Below are 18013 nucleotides of genomic sequence, written 5' to 3' on the forward strand. Positions count from 1 at the left end.
GGAGCTGTAGAACCGCCGCCAGCAGGGCCTCGCGGGTCGGGAAATGACGGTAGAGCGTCCCCGGTCCGATTCCTGCTTCCTTGGCGATAGCGTCCAGTGAGGTGCCGATGCCGTGCCTTTGGAAATGACGCTGTGCTGTATCCAGGATGGTGGCGCGGTTGCGGATGACGTCGGTGCGGGGTTTACGTGGGGGCGGGGCTTCCGTAGAGATCAGTCCTCCTTATCGAAGTGAGTGGGCGTGGCTTGACAATAGGGAGACTATCTCCCTATTGTTGAAAAAGCAAACGGAGACCAAATCCGTTTTAATTTGACTTCTTGGAGACCCTGTATGACGCCACACCTCCCTTCTTTCCCGAGGCTTCTTTCATGATTACCCAACCCCTTTCTGCACCTGTAGCCGCAGTCCAAGACGCCCGCAACCGTGCCATCATCTTGGTTCTCCTGATCGCTGCGTTCGTCGTCGTGCTGAACGAAACCATCATGAACGTGGCCCTGCCGACCCTGATCGACGAATTTCAGGTCACGGCGGGCGTCGCGCAATGGTTGACTACGGCGTTCATGCTGACCATGGCCGTGGTCATTCCCATCACTGGCTTTCTGATGCAGCGGCTGTCATCACGTGCCGTGTTTTTTGTAGCCATGGGGACCTTCACTGTCGGGACGCTGCTGGCGGCCGTCGCCCCTACCTTTGGGCTGCTCCTGTTGGCGCGGGTGGTGCAGGCGGTTGGCACAGCCATCATGATCCCGCTCTTGTTCACCACGGTCATGACCTTGATTCCTGCTGAGCGGCGCGGCGCCGTGATGGGTAGCATCAGTATCGTCATCGCCGTCGCCCCCGCCCTGGGGCCGACCGTCAGCGGACTGATTCTCCAATCCATGTCCTGGCGCTTCATGTTCGTGTTCGTCCTGCCGTTCTCGATTGCCGCCCTGATCTACGGCGCGCGGACGCTCGTGAACTTCAGCGAGCCGCGGCGCCTGTCTCTGGATCTGGTGTCGTTGCCCCTGTCAGCGGTGGGCTTCGGCGGTCTGGTGTACGCGCTGAGTCGCCTGGGTGAATCACCGGCGGGCCTCAGTGACCCGTTGGTCAGCATTTCGCTGGCTCTCAGTGTGCTGAGTCTCCTCCTGTTCGTCTGGCGGCAGCAGGTGCTCCAACGCCAGGACATGCCGCTGCTGGATCTTCGCGCACTGCGTTACCCCATGTTCACGTTGGGCGTCGTGCTGATCATGCTGCTGGCTATAGTCTTCTTTGGCGGCGCCATCCTGCTGCCTCTGTACCTCCAAGAAGTTCGCGGCCTGAGCACCCTGCAGACCGGGTTCCTCGTCCTGCCTGGCGGAGTCTTGATGGGCGTGCTTGCGCCAACGATCGGGCGGCTGTACGACCGTCACGGCCCGGCGGTGCTGGCGACTCCAGGGGCGATTCTCCTGACCCTGTCGCTCTGGAGCTTCAGCCGGATCACGGCCGAGACCGGTACACCGGTGCTGTTGGCCCTGCACCTTGTGATGAGCGTCGGGCTGGCCTTGACCTTTACCCCACTGTTCACGGCCGCGACCAGTCCGCTTCCTGCTCGCCTGTACTCCCACGGCAGCGCCATTATGAACACGTTTCAGCAGGTGGCCGGCGCAGCCGGGACTGCGCTGTTAATCACGGTGATGACCGGGCAAATCACGCGTGCGCTGGCCGAAGGGGTCGCGTTGCCGCTGGCCCGCGCAGAAGGGGTGCGAGCGGCCTTTGGGATGGCCACAAGCACGGCCCTGGTGCTGACCTTGCTGGTAGCGTTTATGCGCCGCGCCCCCTCGCCTGATGGAGCCGATGCCGATGCAGCACGTGTTCACGCCGGGCACTAAGAGACTGACCTTGACTTGATCCCTGTTTGTCGGTTCATTCCGATTCAATCAGGAATGGCGGTGAAAGGAAAACGGTACACCAAACTGCGGATTCTGAAGATCCTTGGGTAGGGAGAAGCTGGGCAACCGCTGGAAGGCAAAGTACGAGGAGAGATCTAGAATGAACATTGGAATTCTTGGTGTTGGAAATATCGGTAAACTAGACCTCTTGCGAAAGTCATGACTGGCAAGCTCGAGTGAGGTTGCAGAGCGCGGCAATGAGTTGAACCCGGAGGGCGAAGCGACGACGCCGATGGCGATACACCTCCTTCAGCACGCGAAAGACCTTCATGCGGCGGATCACGTGCTCTACGCCTTGTCGGGTGTGTGCCAGCACCCGATTCTCTTGACGCTGTTCGGCAGAGAGGGGCGACGCTTGCGTCGCCTTGTGCGTGGTAATGGCATGCCCATGGCTCCGCCAAAGTCCTTGGTACCCCGCGTCCCCGATCAGAGCCGTATCGTGGGGCAACCGCACGCCAGACTGACGGAATAGCTTCAGGTCATGCACCGCCCCAGCACTCGTGGCGGTGCCCAAGATGCGCTGAGTCACGGTGCAGATCAGCACCTGGAACTTCAGGGTATGGCGTTTTTTCTTGCCGCTGTACCAGCGGCGCTGCTTTTTTTGGGCCGTTCACACGGCACTTCAGAAGCATCGACGCGGGCGATGCTATAGACGAGCTGCGCTTCTTGAAACACGCGTTTTCTGGGCATCTGGAACTGTGCACTGGCAATCAAGGCCGCTTCCACGCGTTCCACCGTGCGGTGCACAGTGGTTTCATGCACGCCCCAGTCGTCACCCAAATGTGCAAAAGTACGGTACTCACGCCAGAATTCCAGCGTCATGAGCAGTTGTTCGGCCACGCTGAGTGCGGCTGGGCGGCCAGATTTCTTCTTGCGTCCTTCGCGGAGGGTCAGCACCTCTTCCATTTCGGCAAAGGTTTCCGGGTACACCCCAGTACGTCGACGAAACTGCTTGCGGTTCATCTTCAGCGTGCGTGTCAGACGGTCTCGCTCCACGCAGCCAGCTTAGCCCACGACTTTCGCAAGAGGTCTACTGTTGACGTTGGGCGGATGTTTTGTCGGGCTTCAGGGTAACCTCTGGGTGGTCAAAGATCGGGATGGCACACCTGTGGCGTTCCCAGAGGACGTTGTGCCTGGGCTTGTCGTTCTCCTGGAACGGGTGCCAGCAGATTTTGACGACGAACTTAGAAGCCTCCTGCGAGCCGAAGGGCTCAATCCACAGTGTGCTGAGCCCTTTCCCTTGCCCATGATTCTCCGTCTTAGCCTGGAATGGCCGAGTGAACACTGGCAGGAACTGGCCCGCACCTGGGTTGAAACGTTGCAGTGCGTCCATGCGGTCATGAGCGCATGAGAGCTCACGGCCGTCAACGGCCGCACACAGCGACATCGGCAGCGGGCAAAACGCCCCCTAAAACACGCTCGAAGACCTGAGATAATCTTCTGAGAACTGTGTCTGGCAGCTCTTCAGGCCGTTTACATACGCGTTTTAGCCTCGCCACTCCTCAGACGGCCACGCCTTCTCCTGCATTACAATTCTACCCGTCGGCCCTCCCGCGCTGATTGCAAAAGAGCATCCAGCACCCTGGCCTGCTGCACCGCGTCTTCAGGCGGATACAGTGCCGTTTCCTCACCCCGCACCACCCGCTGAAAATGGGCGGCCATCAGCGCGTAGCCGTTGCCGGGGTCTATGGTCTGCCTCTTACCGTCGCGGGTCAGGATGAACTCAGGCTCATCGCTGAAGAACGCCCGATCCAGTTCCATTACTCCGCCCGTCCCCAGCACCTGCGAGCGGCCAATCCGGCCTCCGGACAGCCAGTCAAAGCCGCAATCGATACTGGCCAGCGCCCCACTGCCGACATGGCTGTAATCCAGTACGGCGGACATCGATACGTCCACACCGTCTGGCGTCCAGCGCGCCTGGGCGGTGACGCTTAAGGGTTCACCCAGCAGCATCCGGGCCTCGTTGACTGGATAACAGCCGATGTCGTAGAGCGCGCCGCCCCCCAGCCCAGGTTGCAGGCGAATATCCCCGGCATTCCGCACGGTGAAGCCGAAGGCCCCGCGGTAGGCCCGGACCTCGCCGAGGTCACCGCCACGAACCGCGTCCAGCAGGGCGCGGTGCTGCGGCGTGAAGCGATAGGCGAAGCCTTCCAGCAAGATCCGCCCGCTGGCCCCAGCCACATCGGCCAGCTCGCGCGCCTCCTGGGCATTCAGGGTCAGCGGTTTCTCGGTCAGCACATGCTTCCCTGCCTGAAGGCTGGCGGTACTCCAGGGCAGGTGCAGGGCGTTGGGCAGCGCGATGTAAACCGCGTCTAGATCGGCATCGATGACGTCTTGGTAACCGCCAGTGGTGGGGATCTCCCAGTCACTGGCAAAGGTTTGCACGCGGGCGGACTGTGGCTCCCGTGCGCCGAGCATCGTTACCTCACCTCCAGCGGCCCGAATGGCTGGAATGAAGGCCCGAGCGATGCGGGCCGCGCCAAGAATGCCCCAGCGAAAGGTCATACCCTTACCATAGCGCCTTGGGCAACGCAGGCTGTTCGGCCCGCTCTGGTCAACTCTCCGCACTGAGGTTCCTCCTATCTTCAGTTCAGTTGCACTTCAAACGGTGGTGTTGCCTTAACCGGATCGGGGGAGGCTGACTGTGCGTGACCGCTGCCCAGCCCTCCCGCCACCGTTTCCCCATGATCATCCTCCAGCACGCCGTCTGGCTCGATCACCGCTTTCCTCCCAGTGACCGGGACATTCAGGACTTGCGCCACGGGCGCGGCCCAACAGGTCAGTCACGAGACGCTGCGCGAAGGGTGGATCAAGTTCGCCTCCCTCTTCGCTGAAGATGTACGCCACCGGGAACAGGGGCGGGGTTCCCGGTGGCCTCTGATGCAGGTGTCCGAGCATCCATGGCGTCCGGCGTTGGTGGTGCAGAGCCATGGATGACCACGGCTTCGTCCTCGACCTTCTCCTTCAGAGACATCGGGACGGAGAGCTGCATAGACCTTCCTGACCCGGCGGTGGGAAGACTCTGATGTCTCAGAGGTCATCCACACCGATGGGCGGCGAAGTGACGGGGCGGCGATCCAGGAACTCACCCGTCTGAATCCACGTCGACCACCCCCAGGTCATCTCCACGGCACGCTGCAACACGCAACTTGGATTCAAGCGACGAAAACGCGCTCAGGAAGTGTTGAGCCGACACGCCCGGACCTCTGAACTTTTACCAGTACACTCGCACCAGCGTTTCCGCCCTGATCCGAAGAGCGCATCAAAGACAAGCGTTCCAGACGTGGTCTGCGGTTGCGGCAGGGGTGGCTTGAACCTCAGGCCACCCCTGCCCTCCACCTGCTGCGCGGCAAGTGAAGGCCACACAACCTGGCAGACGCGGTGCGCTATCTCAGCAAATGAGGCTTGGCGGCAGTGAAACCTCGAGGAAGCCCAGCAAAGCCCCTCCGCGGCGGAGGAGGACTGTCAGTCAGCGGGCACTCAGCACTGAGTCGCGGGGCGCTGTTGAGATGACGCCGTGCGGGCATACGGGCTGGTGCGTGGGTAGAGTTGAATTTTCACACTAATCAGGATTAGTGCCAAAACCACCTCGACCCACCCGCCAGCCCTCCGGCCCATCAACGCACTCCTTGTTCTCGACCAGCCTCGCCCAGGGCGAAGACGGCCATCACCCTCCAGCCAGCTCCTTCCCCAGGCACGTCGCCATCATCGCCAGAAAGCCGCGCGTCTTCAGCGTCACCCGGGCAGGTTCAGGCGTCGGCAGTGAAGCGAGAGGCTCACCCCGGTCACGGATCAACAGGCCCGCAGCGACCGAGAGCGGCACGTCGGTGTCGGCCCCCGGCACATGGTCATGAAAGCGGTACCCTTCCGGCGCGTAGAGCCTCACCTTGGCCCCCAAATGTTCTTCCACCCGCAACCAATCCCCGCTGTACTGCACCCAACTCCCCAGCGGCGGCGGGAGGTGGACGGCTTCAGGCGCGTGCTGTTCTCGTTTCGCCGTCACTCTCGCAGGCAGCATGGCGTTCTCCCCAGTGCGCATCAACCGCACGAACAGCCCAGTCGGGTTGGTAATCCGGCACTGATGCACCACCAGCGCTCGGATGTCTTCCAGCACTGTCTTGACTCGTGTCAAGGGATTGCCGTAGCGGAGCAGGGAGCTGAGCACTTGCTTGGCATCCACCTTGGCTTCTTTTGCCAGCAGGTGTAGGTCAGCCAGTTCTGAACTGTCCAGATGGTGTTGTTTTTCTTGTTCTAAAGAATCCCCCGTGTACATCCGGACACCTTGGGAAAAGATGCGCCTGAGCGTCTTCGGGCAACTGGCGAGGTGCTGCACCGAGTGTTCAAAGGTGGCGAGCTTCGCCAGCGTCAGCGTGACCAGTGCGAGGTCATAGGCCGTGGACTTTTGACCTCTCAGGTCATCGTTCAGGAGGACGGAGAGTTCCCGGAGAGTCATCTCCGGGTGAAGATTGGATACGTTCAGCATCTTGCAACACCTCGTCTGGTGGTGTACCTTGGAGGCATCTAAGGGCTCCTCGGCACAACACTTCTTTGTTTGACTGGAAACTCACCTGGCCGGGTGAGTTTTCGGTTGTGGGGCAGGTCATCCCCTTGTGCAGTGGTCAGCGATTCAGTTAGTCCATGGGAGGAGTATAAGCACAAAGCACCCCGGAAGGTGGCTGAATTGCGGTCTCCCCCGTGGTGTCAAGCTCGGTATTCTTGCTGCTGAAACGCTTGGGGTGGTGCGTCTCGCCACGAAGAAACCACCCTTTCGGGTGGCTTCTCCAACACATGCCTTGATCGTGCTTAGGCTCGTGGCGCGTGGCTTACCACTTGAAGACGCGATTCAGCCGCGTGCCGGAGACGTTGGTTCCATCATTCTTGTTGTACATCAAGAACCCGGTGCCACTGGGGTGAAACACCTGAAAGGCAAAATTGTCACTGCCGGCATTGATGTTGTTCCCGACGCCGGCTCCTGGATTATTGGCCGGGGAGCTGTCCGGGCTTACTTGGACATTCTGTGCCGTGCAGGCTTCCCGCACGTCTTCGCCCATGCTCGCGACCGGGGCCACGTACCCGCTGCCTTCGGCTTTGAACACCACTTGGGCGGTAACAATGGCCCGGCCACATTGCGCGGCGGCCACATCAAAGGGCTTTTTCTGTGCGCCCGCGAAGGTGGGGATGAGGATGGCCGCGAGCACGGCAATAATCGCAATCACTATAAGTAATTCAATTAAGGTGAAACCTTGAGTCTGGGTGGTTGGTCTGGAAAAACGCTGGGATGTCATAACGGCTCCTAGAGGATAAGAAAAAGCGGTGAGTGGACGGTCAGCCATTAGTACGGGTTTTTGCTGAGCTTAATGCCATTGAGCGGGCTGGTGTAATACGAGGCCGTGCCTCCGGGATGCCAGACCCAGTACGCCACGCTGTTCCCGAGCGCAGTAATGCTGCCGTCTCCCGCTGTGGCCGCTCCCGGAGTCCCTCCGGCGTACTGGCGCACTTGCACGCCCTGAGCGGCACAGACTTCCGTGACGTCCTCGCCCAACTGGCTCACGTTGGTGGGAGAGTTGCCTGTTTGCAGTCGATAAGGCCCGGCCTCGGTGAGGATGGCGCGGGCGCACTGAATGGCGGCGGTATCCCGAGGTTTTTTCTGTGCGCCGGAGAACGTGGGGATGAGAATGGCGGCGAGCACGGCAATAATGGCAATCACGATTAATAATTCAATCAACGTGAAGCCGTGCGTGTGATGGGTGGAACGGGCAGTATGGTTCATCAGCAGTGCTCCTTATCGGCAGGGGTGCCGTGTCTGTAGAGTGAGGGGGCTGGGGGTGACGCGGGTGTCAACCCCCCCCATCGCCGCCTGCGCAGCTCGGGCGTCAGCGGCGGGCGTCCGGTCGCGGGTGCATGCGAGCACCAGAGGCGCCCATGCCGGTGAGGCGTGTGCTGGCCCGTTGAAATGAGCGGGGTCGGCAGAAGTGAGCGGTCAAGAGCGCGGTCAGCAGACTGACGCTCAAGATGTCGATCCAGGTCAAGTGGGAACGGCAAGACGCGGGTGGGGGTGAGAACATGGGTGACTCCTTTCGGCACAGCGGCCGTGGTCTTACCATGAGGGGGCTGGGGGTGACGCGGCGGTTCATCCCCCCTGCTGGGGTTACGGCAGATTGAACAGCCGACGTAACTCGTTGGAGGGCTCCGTCAACGGCAGGTGATCGACCGACGTGGTGGCTGAGAGGTAACCCCGCGTGCCGCCGATCATCAGCAGGTCTGGGCCCAGACACACCGTGTGCAGGAACGGTTGGCCGGTGGTGATCGCCGCGATCACGCTCTTGACGGCTTCTGGGAACTGGGCTTGACTGAGCCGAAGCAGTAAGGCCCCGGCCTGAACGGGCAAGTCGTTTAACCGAACCGTCCAGCCTTGCAGGAAGGTGCGGCATTCTTGCTGGCGCAGGCCGTCGAGATTGCGCAGCAGGCTGTTCACCATCCCGCTCGGGAGGTCGCCGAACGATTGCGTGAGGCGGAACGTCGTCTCAGTGGTTTCGGGTGCGGGCCAGAACTGAACGTGGTGCGGAGTCAGGCGAGCCGTGATGGGAATGGCGATGGCGGACGGGCGCGCTGGCACGAGGGTGGCGTGTGGCGCTCCGGGCGTCAGGCGGGGCGTGACGCCCACGGAAACGGGCAGGCCATCGAGCGCGGTGCGGAGTTCGGGGGCACTCAGCGTGAGGGTGTGGGTGGCCGTGTGCAGTTGAGCGTACTGCTGGATGGGCCACAGTTGGTCGAGGGCGGCGGTGAGGGGATCGGGTTGGAAGAGGGTGGGGTCATGGTGTCTCCTTTGGGTGTCGCCCGGCCTTCAGGGTGAGGGGCTGGGGTGACGCGGGCGTTCTCAGGCGCGCAACAGGTCAAGCAACCGAGAGTGCTTCGGTGGGGTAGGAGTTTCGGCGGCCCACCCCCAGGCTTGCCGGGAACCACACGCGATCAGGCTTTCTTTCGCGCGGGTGACGGCGGTGTACGCGAGTTGGCGGGTGAGGAGGAGTTCGTGGTCTTCGCTGAGGACGACGATGACGTGCGGCCATTCACTGCCTTGGGCACGGTGGATGGTGATGGCATACGCGGGGGTGAGGAAGGGCAGATCCAGCAGGCTGAACAGGCGGGGTTCGCCTTCGACCAAGCAGTGCACTTCGAGGGGCTGTTTCTTCTTCGCGTTGGCTGGAATGATCTGCTCGACTTGTCCGGTCATGCCATTCATCAGGCCGCTGGCGTGGTTGTTCTTCGTGATTAGGAGGGGATCACCGGCACGGAGGAGGCCACCGGGGGTCTTGACGCCGCCTTCACCGGGATTTAGGGCGGCTTGCAGGGCGGCATTTAACGCGATGACGCCGAGCGGCCCGGCCTTGCCGGCAGTCAAGACCATGGGCCGGGGGCCGACGCCTGCGAGTTGTGCAACGTCGTCTGCGCCCTGAGCGGCATGGAACGGCACACCCGTCCGGTTCGGGGCTTCTCCACTGATGAGCTGTTGGGCGAGTTTGAGGATGGGACTGCCTGCGGCTTGGCGTTGGGTCTGCGTGAGCCGAGCCGTCGGCACGGTTTGAATCAGGGCCGCGAGGGGAAAACCAGGATCAATCGGAGGCAACTGGTCTTCGTCGCCGACCAAGATGACGCGGGTGCCCGTTTCGAGGCAGTGCAGGAAAGCGCCCAGGAGTTCGCTGCTGCACATACTGACTTCGTCGAGGATGAACACTTGCCCGAGTAAACCTTTGCGGTGGAAGGTCTTGCCGTCTGACTTCAGTAAGCGGTGCAGGGTGGTGGCAGGGCGGCCCGTGCTTTGGGTCATGCGAAAGGCCGCTTTCCCGGTGGGCGCGCAGAGGATGGGGGTGAGCCCAGCCTGCTCAAAGGACTCAATGATGGCTTTGAGCGTCGTGGTCTTCCCTGTTCCGGGGCCGCCGGTAAGCACCATCAGGCCGGAACGTAAAGCGTGTTGGACAGCGTGCGCTTGTTCCGGCGTGAGGTGTGCGGGAACGTGGGCGGGCAGGGGCGCAACGTCAGTCGCCAGCAGTCGAGCGACGTCGCGGGCGAGGCGGCGTTCGACTTGGTACCAGGTGGGGTGATACAGAGCATTTCCGACTGGAATGGCCATCTTGGAGTCGATGGCCTCCTGACAGGCGGTCTCGATCTCCGCTTCGTCCAGGGCGTGTTCGTCGCGGAGCACTCCGGCGAGGTCACGGCGACTCAGGCAGGTGTGCCCGTGCTGGGTGGCTGCGCGGTACAGCGTCACCCCGACAAGGGCGGCATTTCTGCGGGGATCAAAGAGACTCAGACCGGCACGTTTGGCCGCGTCATCCAAGACAGGTAAGGGGGTGCCGAGCAGGACGGCGTGGTAGGGGTGGGCGGCGAGAAAGGTTGGTGCGGCCGCCCCATGTCGGTAGAGCAGGGGCCAGGCGTGTTCTGGGGGCAGGCCCTGTACGGCAAGTTGCATCATGGCGACGTACAGACGGTGCTTGTTGCGGGCGAACTTGCTCAGGGCACGGGCGGCACTGGGTGAGACGCCTTTGGTGGTTTTCAGGGCACTGGGGTACGTGCGGATGGTGTCATGCGTGTCGTCACCGAAGGCGGAGACGGCGGCCGCTGCAGCCGGGCCACCCAATCCGGGGGCACGGGTATAGAAGGTGAATGCGATCTCCCGGGCGGGGATCAAGCGTTCGGCGTGCTGGAGATCGAGGCTGCCGTTTCGGTTCAAGGTGCCGGTGACCTTGAGGGTGGCGCCTCGCGTGACGGGCGGCACAGGGCCGTAAACCAGGAGGTGGGTGAGGGTGCTGAGCAGAAGTTCTGCGCCGGTGGACGTGGGGGTGTGCCAGTGGCGCAAGACGCGGCCCGTGTGGGTGACGGGCGAGTCGGGCAGGGTCATACGGCATGGTGGTCGGGCTGGGGGTGACGCGGGGAGGTTGCATCCAGCAGACCTGAGCGGGCAGACTGCGGGCATGACGAAGAAGCCAACGAAGCGGACAACCCCAGTGGCGGTGCCAGAGCCGACGCCCGAGGTGAGTGTGGACAGCGGGAAGCTGACTAAGGCGCAGTTGATCGAGCAGGTCGGGGCACAAGCGAGCCTGACCAAAGCACAGACGACGAGCGTCGTGAATGCCATGCTGGAAGCGGTTGTCGCCGCGTTAACGCAAGGGCAGGCCGTGAGTCTCCCAGAGTTGGGCACGTTCAGCGTGACGGCGACGGCGGCTCGGACGGGACGCAATCCTGGCACCGGTGAGCCGATTGACATTCCGGCGGGGAGGAAGGTGACCTTCAAGGTCGCCAAGACGTTGAAAAGCACGTTGTAAACGCACGACGGAACGGGGCGGGGTGATCTTGAACCACTCTGCCCCGTTCCGTCGTGCTTGTGGTCTTGAGGTGTCGGCGGTCTCCCCCACTGAGCCAAGTCCGTGGATGGGCAAGTACGCTCACGCCTGGGAAAGGGCGGGTGTACACTCCAGCCATGCTTTATATGATCTTCATCTATCAAACGTTCAGCCTCGCCTGGCCTCGATGACGCCCGACCGTCCACTCCAGGTCTGGCTGGTCGATGACAGCCCGACCGATCGTCTCTTGGCCGAGGAAGCCTTCGCCCAGGTCGGTGCCGACTGTACCCTCAGCACCCTGGCCAGTGGACCGGACACTCTGACGGCGCTCCACACCCCGGGCGTCGCGTTACCGAGCGTACTCTTGCTGGATCTCAATATGCCGGGCATGAACGGTCTGGAGGTCTTGAGCGTGCTCAAAGCGCACCACACCTTCCGGTACATTCCAGTGATCATGTTGACGACGTCCCAGAATGAGCAGGACATCCAACAGGCCTACCAACAGCGGGCGAGTGCGTACGTGATCAAGCCCGTGCGGTTTGAGGACTTTTTGCAGCAGGTCGAGGGTTTTGTGGCGTTCTGGAGCAGAGCTCAACTCGTGACTCGGCGCTGAAGGAGAAATGCACAGCGTCAGCCGGGTAGGTCGTGTACTGTGCCCGCATGACGACATGGCCGCTTGAGCTTGGCGTTGAGCCAGGCTCAGCGCGGCAGGTGCTGGTGATTGAGGACAACTTGCAGGACGCCCTCCTCTTGGAAACTGCTTTTGACGAGGTGGCGCCTGAGGTGCAGGTCACCCGAGTCGGGAATGGCTCAGCAGCATTGGGCGTGTTGGAGAGCGGCGCTGGGCCTTGGGTGGTGGTGCTTGACCTGCATTTACCGGGGGAAGAAAGTGTGAAGATCTTACAGGCACTCCGCGCTCAGGGCGGTGACGCGCTGCGAGTGGTGTGCTGGAGCGGTTATGCTCACCCGAGTGAGGTGGCGGTGATGTGTACGCACGGCGCTGATCAGTATGTGGAAAAACCTGTGGACTTGCTGGGCTTTTTCGCGTTGGCGGAACGCTTATCGGCTCTGTAGAGGTTGATCCTGTGCTTGAGCATCTCCTGCCTCGTTAACGTGGGCCGAGGCCACCCCAACCAACGAGGTTGATCAGGAACGGCCGTGGATGCCCTGTGGCAGACTTGACGCATGCAGCGCCTCACTCCTGACATGACGACCGAGTTCTTGGCGCGTCACTTCAAGTTTTCTGATGGCGTGATCACCCATGCGACGCTGTTGTATGTGGAACACCGCCTGCACTGTACCGTTCATGTGGAGGTCAAGGATCGGCAGGCCGCCTCTGGCTGGTCTTTTCTCGCGTTGAAATTTGAAGAGGTGTCATTCATTCAAGTGCGTGAAACGCCAGCGACGAACGTCGTCATGAGCCCGTACGGTGCGGAGATTTTGTTTTCTGGGGGGCTGGTTTATATGGATTTTAGTCCGGTGACTGACACGGGCTATTCACTGCATGATTTCGAGCAGTCGACGTTCGCTGTTCGTGCCGCCAGCCTGTGGGTGACGACAGAGCCTTGGCTGGATGCTTGAGGCTGTGGCGTTTGAGCTCAGAGACCAGGTGGTGTGGCTCGGCCAGCCGTTCGGCGTGGCTCCCTGTTGACCGATGAGAGGACGACGGCTCAGTAGGGGTCAAGGGAGCTCAGGGGTGTGGTCCATCAGTCGACGAGCGAGATCTGTGCAGAACATGGTCTGGCGCAGTTGGTTATGCTGCGAGCATGCTGCGTGAGCAACTGCTCTCCCCCACGCCCGTGGATTTACGGGCCTTCCTCATGCGTGCCCTCCGTACCCGGGATTGTCTGGTGCAGGTCGGCGGTCTGGCGGAAGTGAGCTACCACGGGCGGGCGGCGAGTACCGCTGAGGTGGGGTCGTACCTCGTCATGATCAAGCGGGACGGCAGCTTGCAGATTCATGCCCCAAAAGGCGTGAAGCCGATGAACTGGCAACCGAAGACCGATGAGATCACGGCGGTGTTGGAGGAAGAGCAGTGTGTGCTGTTGGCGTCACGCCGGAGTCCGCTCGAGCTGGTGCGGGTGACGTTCTTGGAAGCGCAAGTGGCGCAAGCGCTGGAGTTGAACGAAGAAGCCGGCTTCTTGCTGACCGGTTCTGAAGCGCAGATGCAGGAGACGCTGGCCGCGCATCCGGAACTGATCGAGCCGGGATTGCGCGTGTTGAACCGGGAGTTGCTGGTGGAATCGGGTGGTATTGACCTGTACGCGCAAGATGCTCAGGGCCGCTTTGTCGTGGTGGAATTAAAGCGGGGCCGCGCGACCCAGGATGCCGTGTCTCAACTCGGACGGTATGTCTCTTCCGTGCAGCGGGTGGTGGGTCTGGGGGTGGTGCGGGGAATTCTGGCCGCACCATCGATCACGGGGCCCGCAAGACGGGAGTTGGAAGGCCGGGGACTGGAGTTTGTGGAGGTCAGTGCTCTGCCCTGGGTGGAGAAGGCCATCACTCAGCCCAGCTCTTTTAATCGTCCCCAACAGCCGGATGGGGCGTGAGGGCTGTTCTGGCTGCTCGACTGGACGTGGCAGCGCTGGGGTCGGTCCGTGGGCGGCCGCAGCGCAGGATTCCTCCAGCGGCGGTGGGGTAAGCGGAGCGGCGTTCAGGTGGTCTCGCAGCCACTGGAGTTGCACGAGATTCGCTTCAAGGTGAGAGGGCGGGCGGTGCGGGAACATGGAGCGAGTGTGACAGAGGGATGGGACCTTCGTGACCGCACTTGCTCGCGGCGAGGCGCTGGGCTTTCTGGAGGTGTCGGGCGAGGCGGTGTGCCAGGACGGCTCGCAGATACCCAGGTGGGTGGTCGAGTTGTGCCCGACGGCGGTACGTGAAGGTCACCACTTCCAGAAGAAGATCCCCCGGCGAGTGTTCGACCAAGCGTTGTGCTTCAGCGGCGGTCACGCCCAGCAGGCGCAAGCCGTCATAGGCCCTCAGGAACACCGGGATGGGTTGCTTGGCGCGGTCATAACAGTCTCGGCGCACTTGGACGGTGAGCGGCTGATGCCAGACGATTTCACCCAGGATCTCCCCGAGTTCTCCGCCCAACAGCCAGGGCAAGGTGATGAGCTGCCCGAGCTGGTCGGCCGCCAGCGTCAAGGGAACGGAGAAAGTGAAGGAAGGGTCGTCCGGGTTGAGGGTGCGGCGGTGCGTGCCTTGCGGAATGAGGGGCAGGAGGCTGGCCCAGACGGGGTCGTCGTGCGGCCAGGGGCCGGCGCGTCCGGTCATCAGTTGCAGGACGCTGCCCATGAGGAGCTGACGGTGCTCGGGGTCTTCGCAGTGTCCGGAGAGAGCGAGGGGATTGAGCAGGTCGCCCAAGCTCAGCATGGGGGGAACTCCAGTGGGGCGGGATCGGTCATGGCGGGCCTCCTGTGTCTAGAGTGGATCGGCTGGGGGTGACGCGGATGGTGCCCTATCGCTTGACAGTCACCCCGGCCCACCCCGAGGCTAGAAGAGATGACAGTTTCTGCTGCGCCACCGAGCTTCAGTTTGCACAATCAACAGACGTTCGAGACGTGTATTGCGTTGACGCTTCAGGCGGTGGCGGCCGTTGAGTTCGGGGCGGTGCTGAGTGCCGAGCGGTTGTCTGGGCCCGTGCTGGTGGAGTTCGCTGAGCAAGTGGAACGGCACGCCGTAGATGTGGCCGCGCTGGCCGGGGAGCGGGGCTTGGACTTGCCGGGCTTAGGGCAGGGGTATTACCAGCAGTTAGCGGCTGGGCGGGATGAGCCGTTGCAGGCGGCGTACCACGGCCTGCATGCTGCTGCATTTCTGGGCTTGGCTGGTGGGGCGACCACCGCGATGTTGCTGTCCATGGTCGGGTATGCCTTGCGGGTCTTAGCGGGCGCCGAAGATCGGGTGTGCAATTGACGATGTGCAACCGAAGGTCGACGACGTGTGGGAGTAAGATCGGGTAGAGTACTCGGGCGGCGGGAGATCGACTGGGGAGTTGATCTCCCCTCCAGGATTTCAAGAGTGCACCCCCGACTGGAATGGTCGGGGGTGTCCTTTCTACGTGCGCCGTTGACTGTTCAACTGTTGAAGGAGAAGCGACATCCCGCACTGGGACGCCGCTTTTGCCCTCACCGTGTTGCTGACTTATGCAGAGATTAAGAGAGAAGTCAATGACCCAAGGACGATAACGACGTCAAGGCTATTGAGTTCAAAATGGGAGGATATCACTCAAAAAATAAATACTGCCATTCAGGAGGTTGGTGTCAGGATGCTCTGAACATATCCTGACACCAACACCGTTAAAGACTGAACGGCATGGAGATTCATCTACAGTGATCGTCACCTGCTTCCCAAGAAGATTTACATACACATTCGAAACTCTTATGTCAACTTCTTTGGTCAGAAGGTGATTTCTGACAAAGTCTTTGCCCTTTGACGATGAAGCAAAACTCTCTAAGGTATGTCCGGAGTTTTGCATGATACTTTCAATACTCTTATTGGGTGGAATCAGGGCCGTAAATGCTTGTGATGCAGGTATTTCGTCCCCAACTTTGCTTGCTTTGAACAAGCGACCGAAGACTGTTGGCGATGCTTCTACGGCCGCTCGTATCACACGTTTTATGTCCTGCCCATCCTGAGACGGTGGGGAACAAGACACCAGGATACTCATCAACACGACACCAGACCAGGTGTGAAGCATATGCATCTCCGAAGTCACCTCCCCCTTGCTTAAGATCTAAGGTTGCTCTGATCAGCGGCACATCTCTCAAGTATGTTTCAGACGCTGTTATTCGGCTCTCTACAGCTGAGTCACGCCGCTTGACGTTCTGCGATCACTGAACTCAGATGTATCCTGAACGCGGGTTCCTTCAGGAGATGTACACGTGAAGTGGTCTGGGTGCTGTTGCATCTGACGGAGGCAGTGAGTCTGCTGCCGCTTGGAGAACCAAGTGCCTCGAGAGATCCGCCAGCAGCTCTGTCCATACACTGGGCCACTCCGGACATCTTGCTGAGGTTCGTGATGTGAGCGTTGTTCCTGTTACATTGCCCAGCGTCTTTCTGTGCGCTCTCCCTCCACGTGAGACGGTTCGTGTGGCGGACAGCTGGAGCGTGCGAGCTGGAGCTTGTATCGATACACGTCTACAACGACATCAGGACGCCGGTCATTGTTGACATCTTGCTTGCGCCAACTGCCCAAGTGCGTGAAGATGACTTCGTTTGACCCACAGCCCTGAAGTTCCCCATCCAGCAACGTCTTTTGTGTGGCGTGGGTCGCATTGGCCGTGACCAGATGGAGCTTCACGCCGAACATCACAAATTCATTCCCACGACAGGCCAACTGGTCACGCCTATCGAAGCGGCGAAACGTTAAACAGTCGCGGGGCGTGACGCCTTCCGTATGGTATACGGCCTTCCATTGCCCACGCTCACGGCGGAGCAGGGTCACACCATCACAGGCGTCGCTTTGTGCAAGGCACAACGTCATTAAGACTTCCTGCACATTGGGCCGCGAGAAGCTGCCATAGGCGAGACTGACCGGGACGCGGTTGTTCATCACTGGAATTGTTTTACCCGCAACACCGATGGGTTGAAACTTCACTTCACAGTTCGTGCGCCCGACGCAGTAGGCCGTACCGAACACCTGAGCCTCGTGGGCATCTGGGGCCCGGGTATCGTGTTTCACGATTGGCGAAGAAGCATTCCAAGTTGGAAGGGCAAGAGCTGTCATGGCTAGGAGCGAGGCGATCATAAATATTTCCAGAATAAGAGTGGAGGCTGATGGCGAACTGAATCGCAGGCGGCACTGATATTGCAAATACTGTGGGTTGTCAAGTGTGAGCAGTAAGGCGCTGGTAGAGTGCCCCCCCAAAAACTGGACGGCGTGGCGATCTCATCGGGTCACGTCTAAAACTTTTTGTCGAGTTTGCTGATCAGGAATAAAAGCATTGTCTTGCACAATCCAAGTGAGCTTTTCCCTCTGCAGTTGGGAACTCTGCGCCTCAAGTTGCTGGCACTGCTTCGCATCTGCAAAGACCAGATCAAACTGACGGAGCTCCATTGTCAAGTCTTGATGTCCATCACCATTAACATCCTGCCGTGCCCATTCGCCAAAGCGGAAGAAGGGCGTGGAACCTTTTGCTTTACGACAGTCAAGGGAGAGCTGAGGAAATAAAACCTTACTGTAGGTTCGCCTGCCCCCAACAGCCACAAGATTCAAGCTCAGACCCAAGTCAGGAAGAAACCGCACATTGCCTCGGCAAGCCAAGAAATCCCGCCCATTTACGCCACGAAATTTTAAACAGTCACGAGGCGTGATTCCCGGAGTGCGGTGAATGATCTGCCATTGATTGCGCATCCACCGGAACAGGGTCGCCCCGCTACAACGCTCGCTCTCAGCTGCGCATATGGTTACCAACGCTTCCCGGCTATTTGCCTTGGCGAAACTACCGTACACGATACTATCGGATATTAGATTGGCGTAGTAAACATTTCGCCCAACTATCTCTGGATTGCATTCTGGCATAGGGAATTTATCGCAGTAAATCCGTGCGAACACCAGTTGTTCATGAAGATCGGGCTTACGGCTATCCTTAGAGGTAAAGTGTGAAGGTTGAAGCCAGTCAGAAGAGATAGCCAAACTCTGACTGGTCAGAATTTCTACAATAATTGTGAAATACAGCAATCTGCGGCTCATAGATGAACAACACCCTCTTTCAAAAGGTAGACATGATGGCTGATTCTTGACTGACGCAAGAAGTCTGGATGTGGACGGT

The 18013-nt window shown here is 60.4% G+C and carries 21 protein-coding genes and 2 pseudogenes; 9 read left to right on the forward strand and 14 right to left on the reverse strand.

Features of this window, described 5'->3' with window-relative positions:
- Positions 1-70: 70 nt before the first annotated feature.
- Positions 71-214, reverse strand: a pseudogene (locus M1R55_RS32205) (hypothetical protein); the annotation flags it as partial.
- Between the two features lie 152 nt (positions 215-366).
- On the opposite strand from M1R55_RS32205, the gene M1R55_RS17555 reads away from it, so the two are divergent.
- Positions 367-1845 (forward strand): MDR family MFS transporter, encoded by a 1479-nt coding sequence (locus M1R55_RS17555; protein ID WP_249394825.1) that lies wholly within the window; start codon positions 367-369, stop codon positions 1843-1845.
- Between the two features lie 217 nt (positions 1846-2062).
- Here the strand turns inward: M1R55_RS17555 and M1R55_RS17560 are convergent, their stop codons facing one another.
- From M1R55_RS17560 to M1R55_RS17575, 4 genes are all read right to left on the reverse strand, one after another.
- A complete protein-coding gene (locus tag M1R55_RS17560) occupies positions 2063-2449 on the reverse strand; it encodes a transposase family protein (RefSeq protein ID WP_249394826.1) in 387 nt (128 codons plus the stop codon).
- An 8-nt stretch (positions 2450-2457) separates the two neighbouring features.
- Positions 2458-2901, reverse strand: a complete 444-nt coding sequence (locus M1R55_RS17565; RefSeq protein ID WP_249394827.1) for a transposase family protein — start codon at positions 2899-2901, stop codon at positions 2458-2460.
- 531 nt (positions 2902-3432) lie between these two features.
- Entirely contained in the window at positions 3433-4410 is a 978-nt protein-coding gene (locus M1R55_RS17570) for a Gfo/Idh/MocA family protein (protein WP_249394828.1), read from the reverse strand.
- Between the two features lie 80 nt (positions 4411-4490).
- The gene (locus M1R55_RS17575) at positions 4491-4667 is read right to left on the reverse strand and encodes a hypothetical protein (protein WP_249394873.1); all 177 of its coding nucleotides are present in this window, start codon (positions 4665-4667) and stop codon (positions 4491-4493) included.
- On the opposite strand from M1R55_RS17575, the pseudogene M1R55_RS17580 reads away from it, so the two are divergent.
- Positions 4590-5219, forward strand: a pseudogene (locus M1R55_RS17580) (DDE-type integrase/transposase/recombinase). The gene M1R55_RS17575 and the pseudogene M1R55_RS17580 overlap by 78 nt on opposite strands.
- Before the next feature lie 353 nt (positions 5220-5572).
- Here the strand turns inward: M1R55_RS17580 and M1R55_RS17585 are convergent.
- The 4 genes from M1R55_RS17585 to M1R55_RS17600 all read right to left on the reverse strand — a co-directional run bounded on the left by M1R55_RS17585 (position 5573) and on the right by M1R55_RS17600 (position 8521).
- Positions 5573-6388, reverse strand: coding sequence for a hypothetical protein (locus M1R55_RS17585; protein ID WP_249394829.1), 816 nt, complete (start codon positions 6386-6388; stop codon positions 5573-5575).
- A 340-nt stretch (positions 6389-6728) separates the two neighbouring features.
- Entirely contained in the window at positions 6729-7190 is a 462-nt protein-coding gene (locus M1R55_RS17590) for a prepilin-type N-terminal cleavage/methylation domain-containing protein (protein ID WP_249394830.1), read from the reverse strand.
- A gap of 47 nt (positions 7191-7237) precedes the next feature.
- On the reverse strand, positions 7238-7675 hold the full coding sequence (locus M1R55_RS17595) for a prepilin-type N-terminal cleavage/methylation domain-containing protein (RefSeq protein ID WP_249394831.1): 438 nt from the start codon (positions 7673-7675) through the stop codon (positions 7238-7240).
- A 378-nt stretch (positions 7676-8053) separates the two neighbouring features.
- Positions 8054-8521: a hypothetical protein gene (locus tag M1R55_RS17600; RefSeq protein ID WP_249394832.1), complete on the reverse strand. Its 468-nt coding sequence runs from the start codon at positions 8519-8521 to the stop codon at positions 8054-8056.
- A gap of 9 nt (positions 8522-8530) precedes the next feature.
- Here M1R55_RS17600 and M1R55_RS17605 point away from each other — a divergent pair, with 9 nt between their 5' ends.
- Positions 8531-8758 carry a hypothetical protein gene (locus M1R55_RS17605; protein WP_249394833.1) on the forward strand — a complete coding sequence of 76 codons (228 nt, stop codon included), beginning with the start codon at positions 8531-8533 and terminating at the stop codon, positions 8756-8758.
- A gap of 24 nt (positions 8759-8782) precedes the next feature.
- Here M1R55_RS17605 and M1R55_RS17610 read toward each other — a convergent pair whose 3' ends face one another.
- Positions 8783-10801 (reverse strand): AAA family ATPase, encoded by a 2019-nt coding sequence (locus M1R55_RS17610; protein WP_249394834.1) that lies wholly within the window; start codon positions 10799-10801, stop codon positions 8783-8785.
- Positions 10802-10874: 73 nt separating this feature from the next.
- On the opposite strand from M1R55_RS17610, the gene M1R55_RS17615 reads away from it, so the two are divergent.
- The 5 genes from M1R55_RS17615 to nucS all read left to right on the forward strand — a co-directional run bounded on the left by M1R55_RS17615 (position 10875) and on the right by nucS (position 13792).
- Positions 10875-11225 carry an HU family DNA-binding protein gene (locus M1R55_RS17615; RefSeq protein ID WP_249394835.1) on the forward strand — a complete coding sequence of 117 codons (351 nt, stop codon included), beginning with the start codon at positions 10875-10877 and terminating at the stop codon, positions 11223-11225.
- A 205-nt stretch (positions 11226-11430) separates the two neighbouring features.
- Positions 11431-11856, forward strand: coding sequence for a response regulator (locus tag M1R55_RS17620; protein ID WP_249394836.1), 426 nt, complete (start codon positions 11431-11433; stop codon positions 11854-11856).
- 47 nt (positions 11857-11903) lie between these two features.
- Positions 11904-12317: a response regulator gene (locus tag M1R55_RS17625; protein ID WP_249394837.1), complete on the forward strand. Its 414-nt coding sequence runs from the start codon at positions 11904-11906 to the stop codon at positions 12315-12317.
- 111 nt (positions 12318-12428) lie between these two features.
- Positions 12429-12824: a hypothetical protein gene (locus M1R55_RS17630; RefSeq protein ID WP_249394838.1), complete on the forward strand. Its 396-nt coding sequence runs from the start codon at positions 12429-12431 to the stop codon at positions 12822-12824.
- 185 nt (positions 12825-13009) lie between these two features.
- On the forward strand, positions 13010-13792 hold the full coding sequence (nucS, locus tag M1R55_RS17635) for an endonuclease NucS (RefSeq protein WP_249394839.1): 783 nt from the start codon (positions 13010-13012) through the stop codon (positions 13790-13792).
- A gap of 145 nt (positions 13793-13937) precedes the next feature.
- Here the strand turns inward: nucS and M1R55_RS17640 are convergent, their stop codons facing one another.
- On the reverse strand, positions 13938-14615 hold the full coding sequence (locus tag M1R55_RS17640) for a hypothetical protein (RefSeq protein ID WP_249394840.1): 678 nt from the start codon (positions 14613-14615) through the stop codon (positions 13938-13940).
- A 129-nt stretch (positions 14616-14744) separates the two neighbouring features.
- Between M1R55_RS17640 and M1R55_RS17645 the strand changes: the two genes are divergently transcribed.
- Complete coding sequence (locus tag M1R55_RS17645; protein ID WP_249394246.1) at positions 14745-15155, forward strand: hypothetical protein; 411 nt, start codon at positions 14745-14747, stop codon at positions 15153-15155.
- A gap of 292 nt (positions 15156-15447) precedes the next feature.
- On the opposite strand, the gene M1R55_RS17650 is transcribed toward M1R55_RS17645, so the two are convergent.
- From M1R55_RS17650 to M1R55_RS17660, 3 genes are all read right to left on the reverse strand, one after another.
- Positions 15448-15939 carry a hypothetical protein gene (locus M1R55_RS17650; RefSeq protein ID WP_249394247.1) on the reverse strand — a complete coding sequence of 164 codons (492 nt, stop codon included), beginning with the start codon at positions 15937-15939 and terminating at the stop codon, positions 15448-15450.
- A gap of 339 nt (positions 15940-16278) precedes the next feature.
- Positions 16279-16923 (reverse strand): hypothetical protein, encoded by a 645-nt coding sequence (locus M1R55_RS17655; RefSeq protein ID WP_249394248.1) that lies wholly within the window; start codon positions 16921-16923, stop codon positions 16279-16281.
- Positions 16924-17130: 207 nt separating this feature from the next.
- The gene (locus M1R55_RS17660) at positions 17131-17934 is read right to left on the reverse strand and encodes a hypothetical protein (RefSeq protein WP_249394249.1); all 804 of its coding nucleotides are present in this window, start codon (positions 17932-17934) and stop codon (positions 17131-17133) included.
- Between the last annotated feature and the right edge of the window lie 79 nt (positions 17935-18013).

The organism is Deinococcus sp. QL22 (assembly GCF_023370075.1).
GTDB lineage: Bacteria > Deinococcota > Deinococci > Deinococcales > Deinococcaceae > Deinococcus.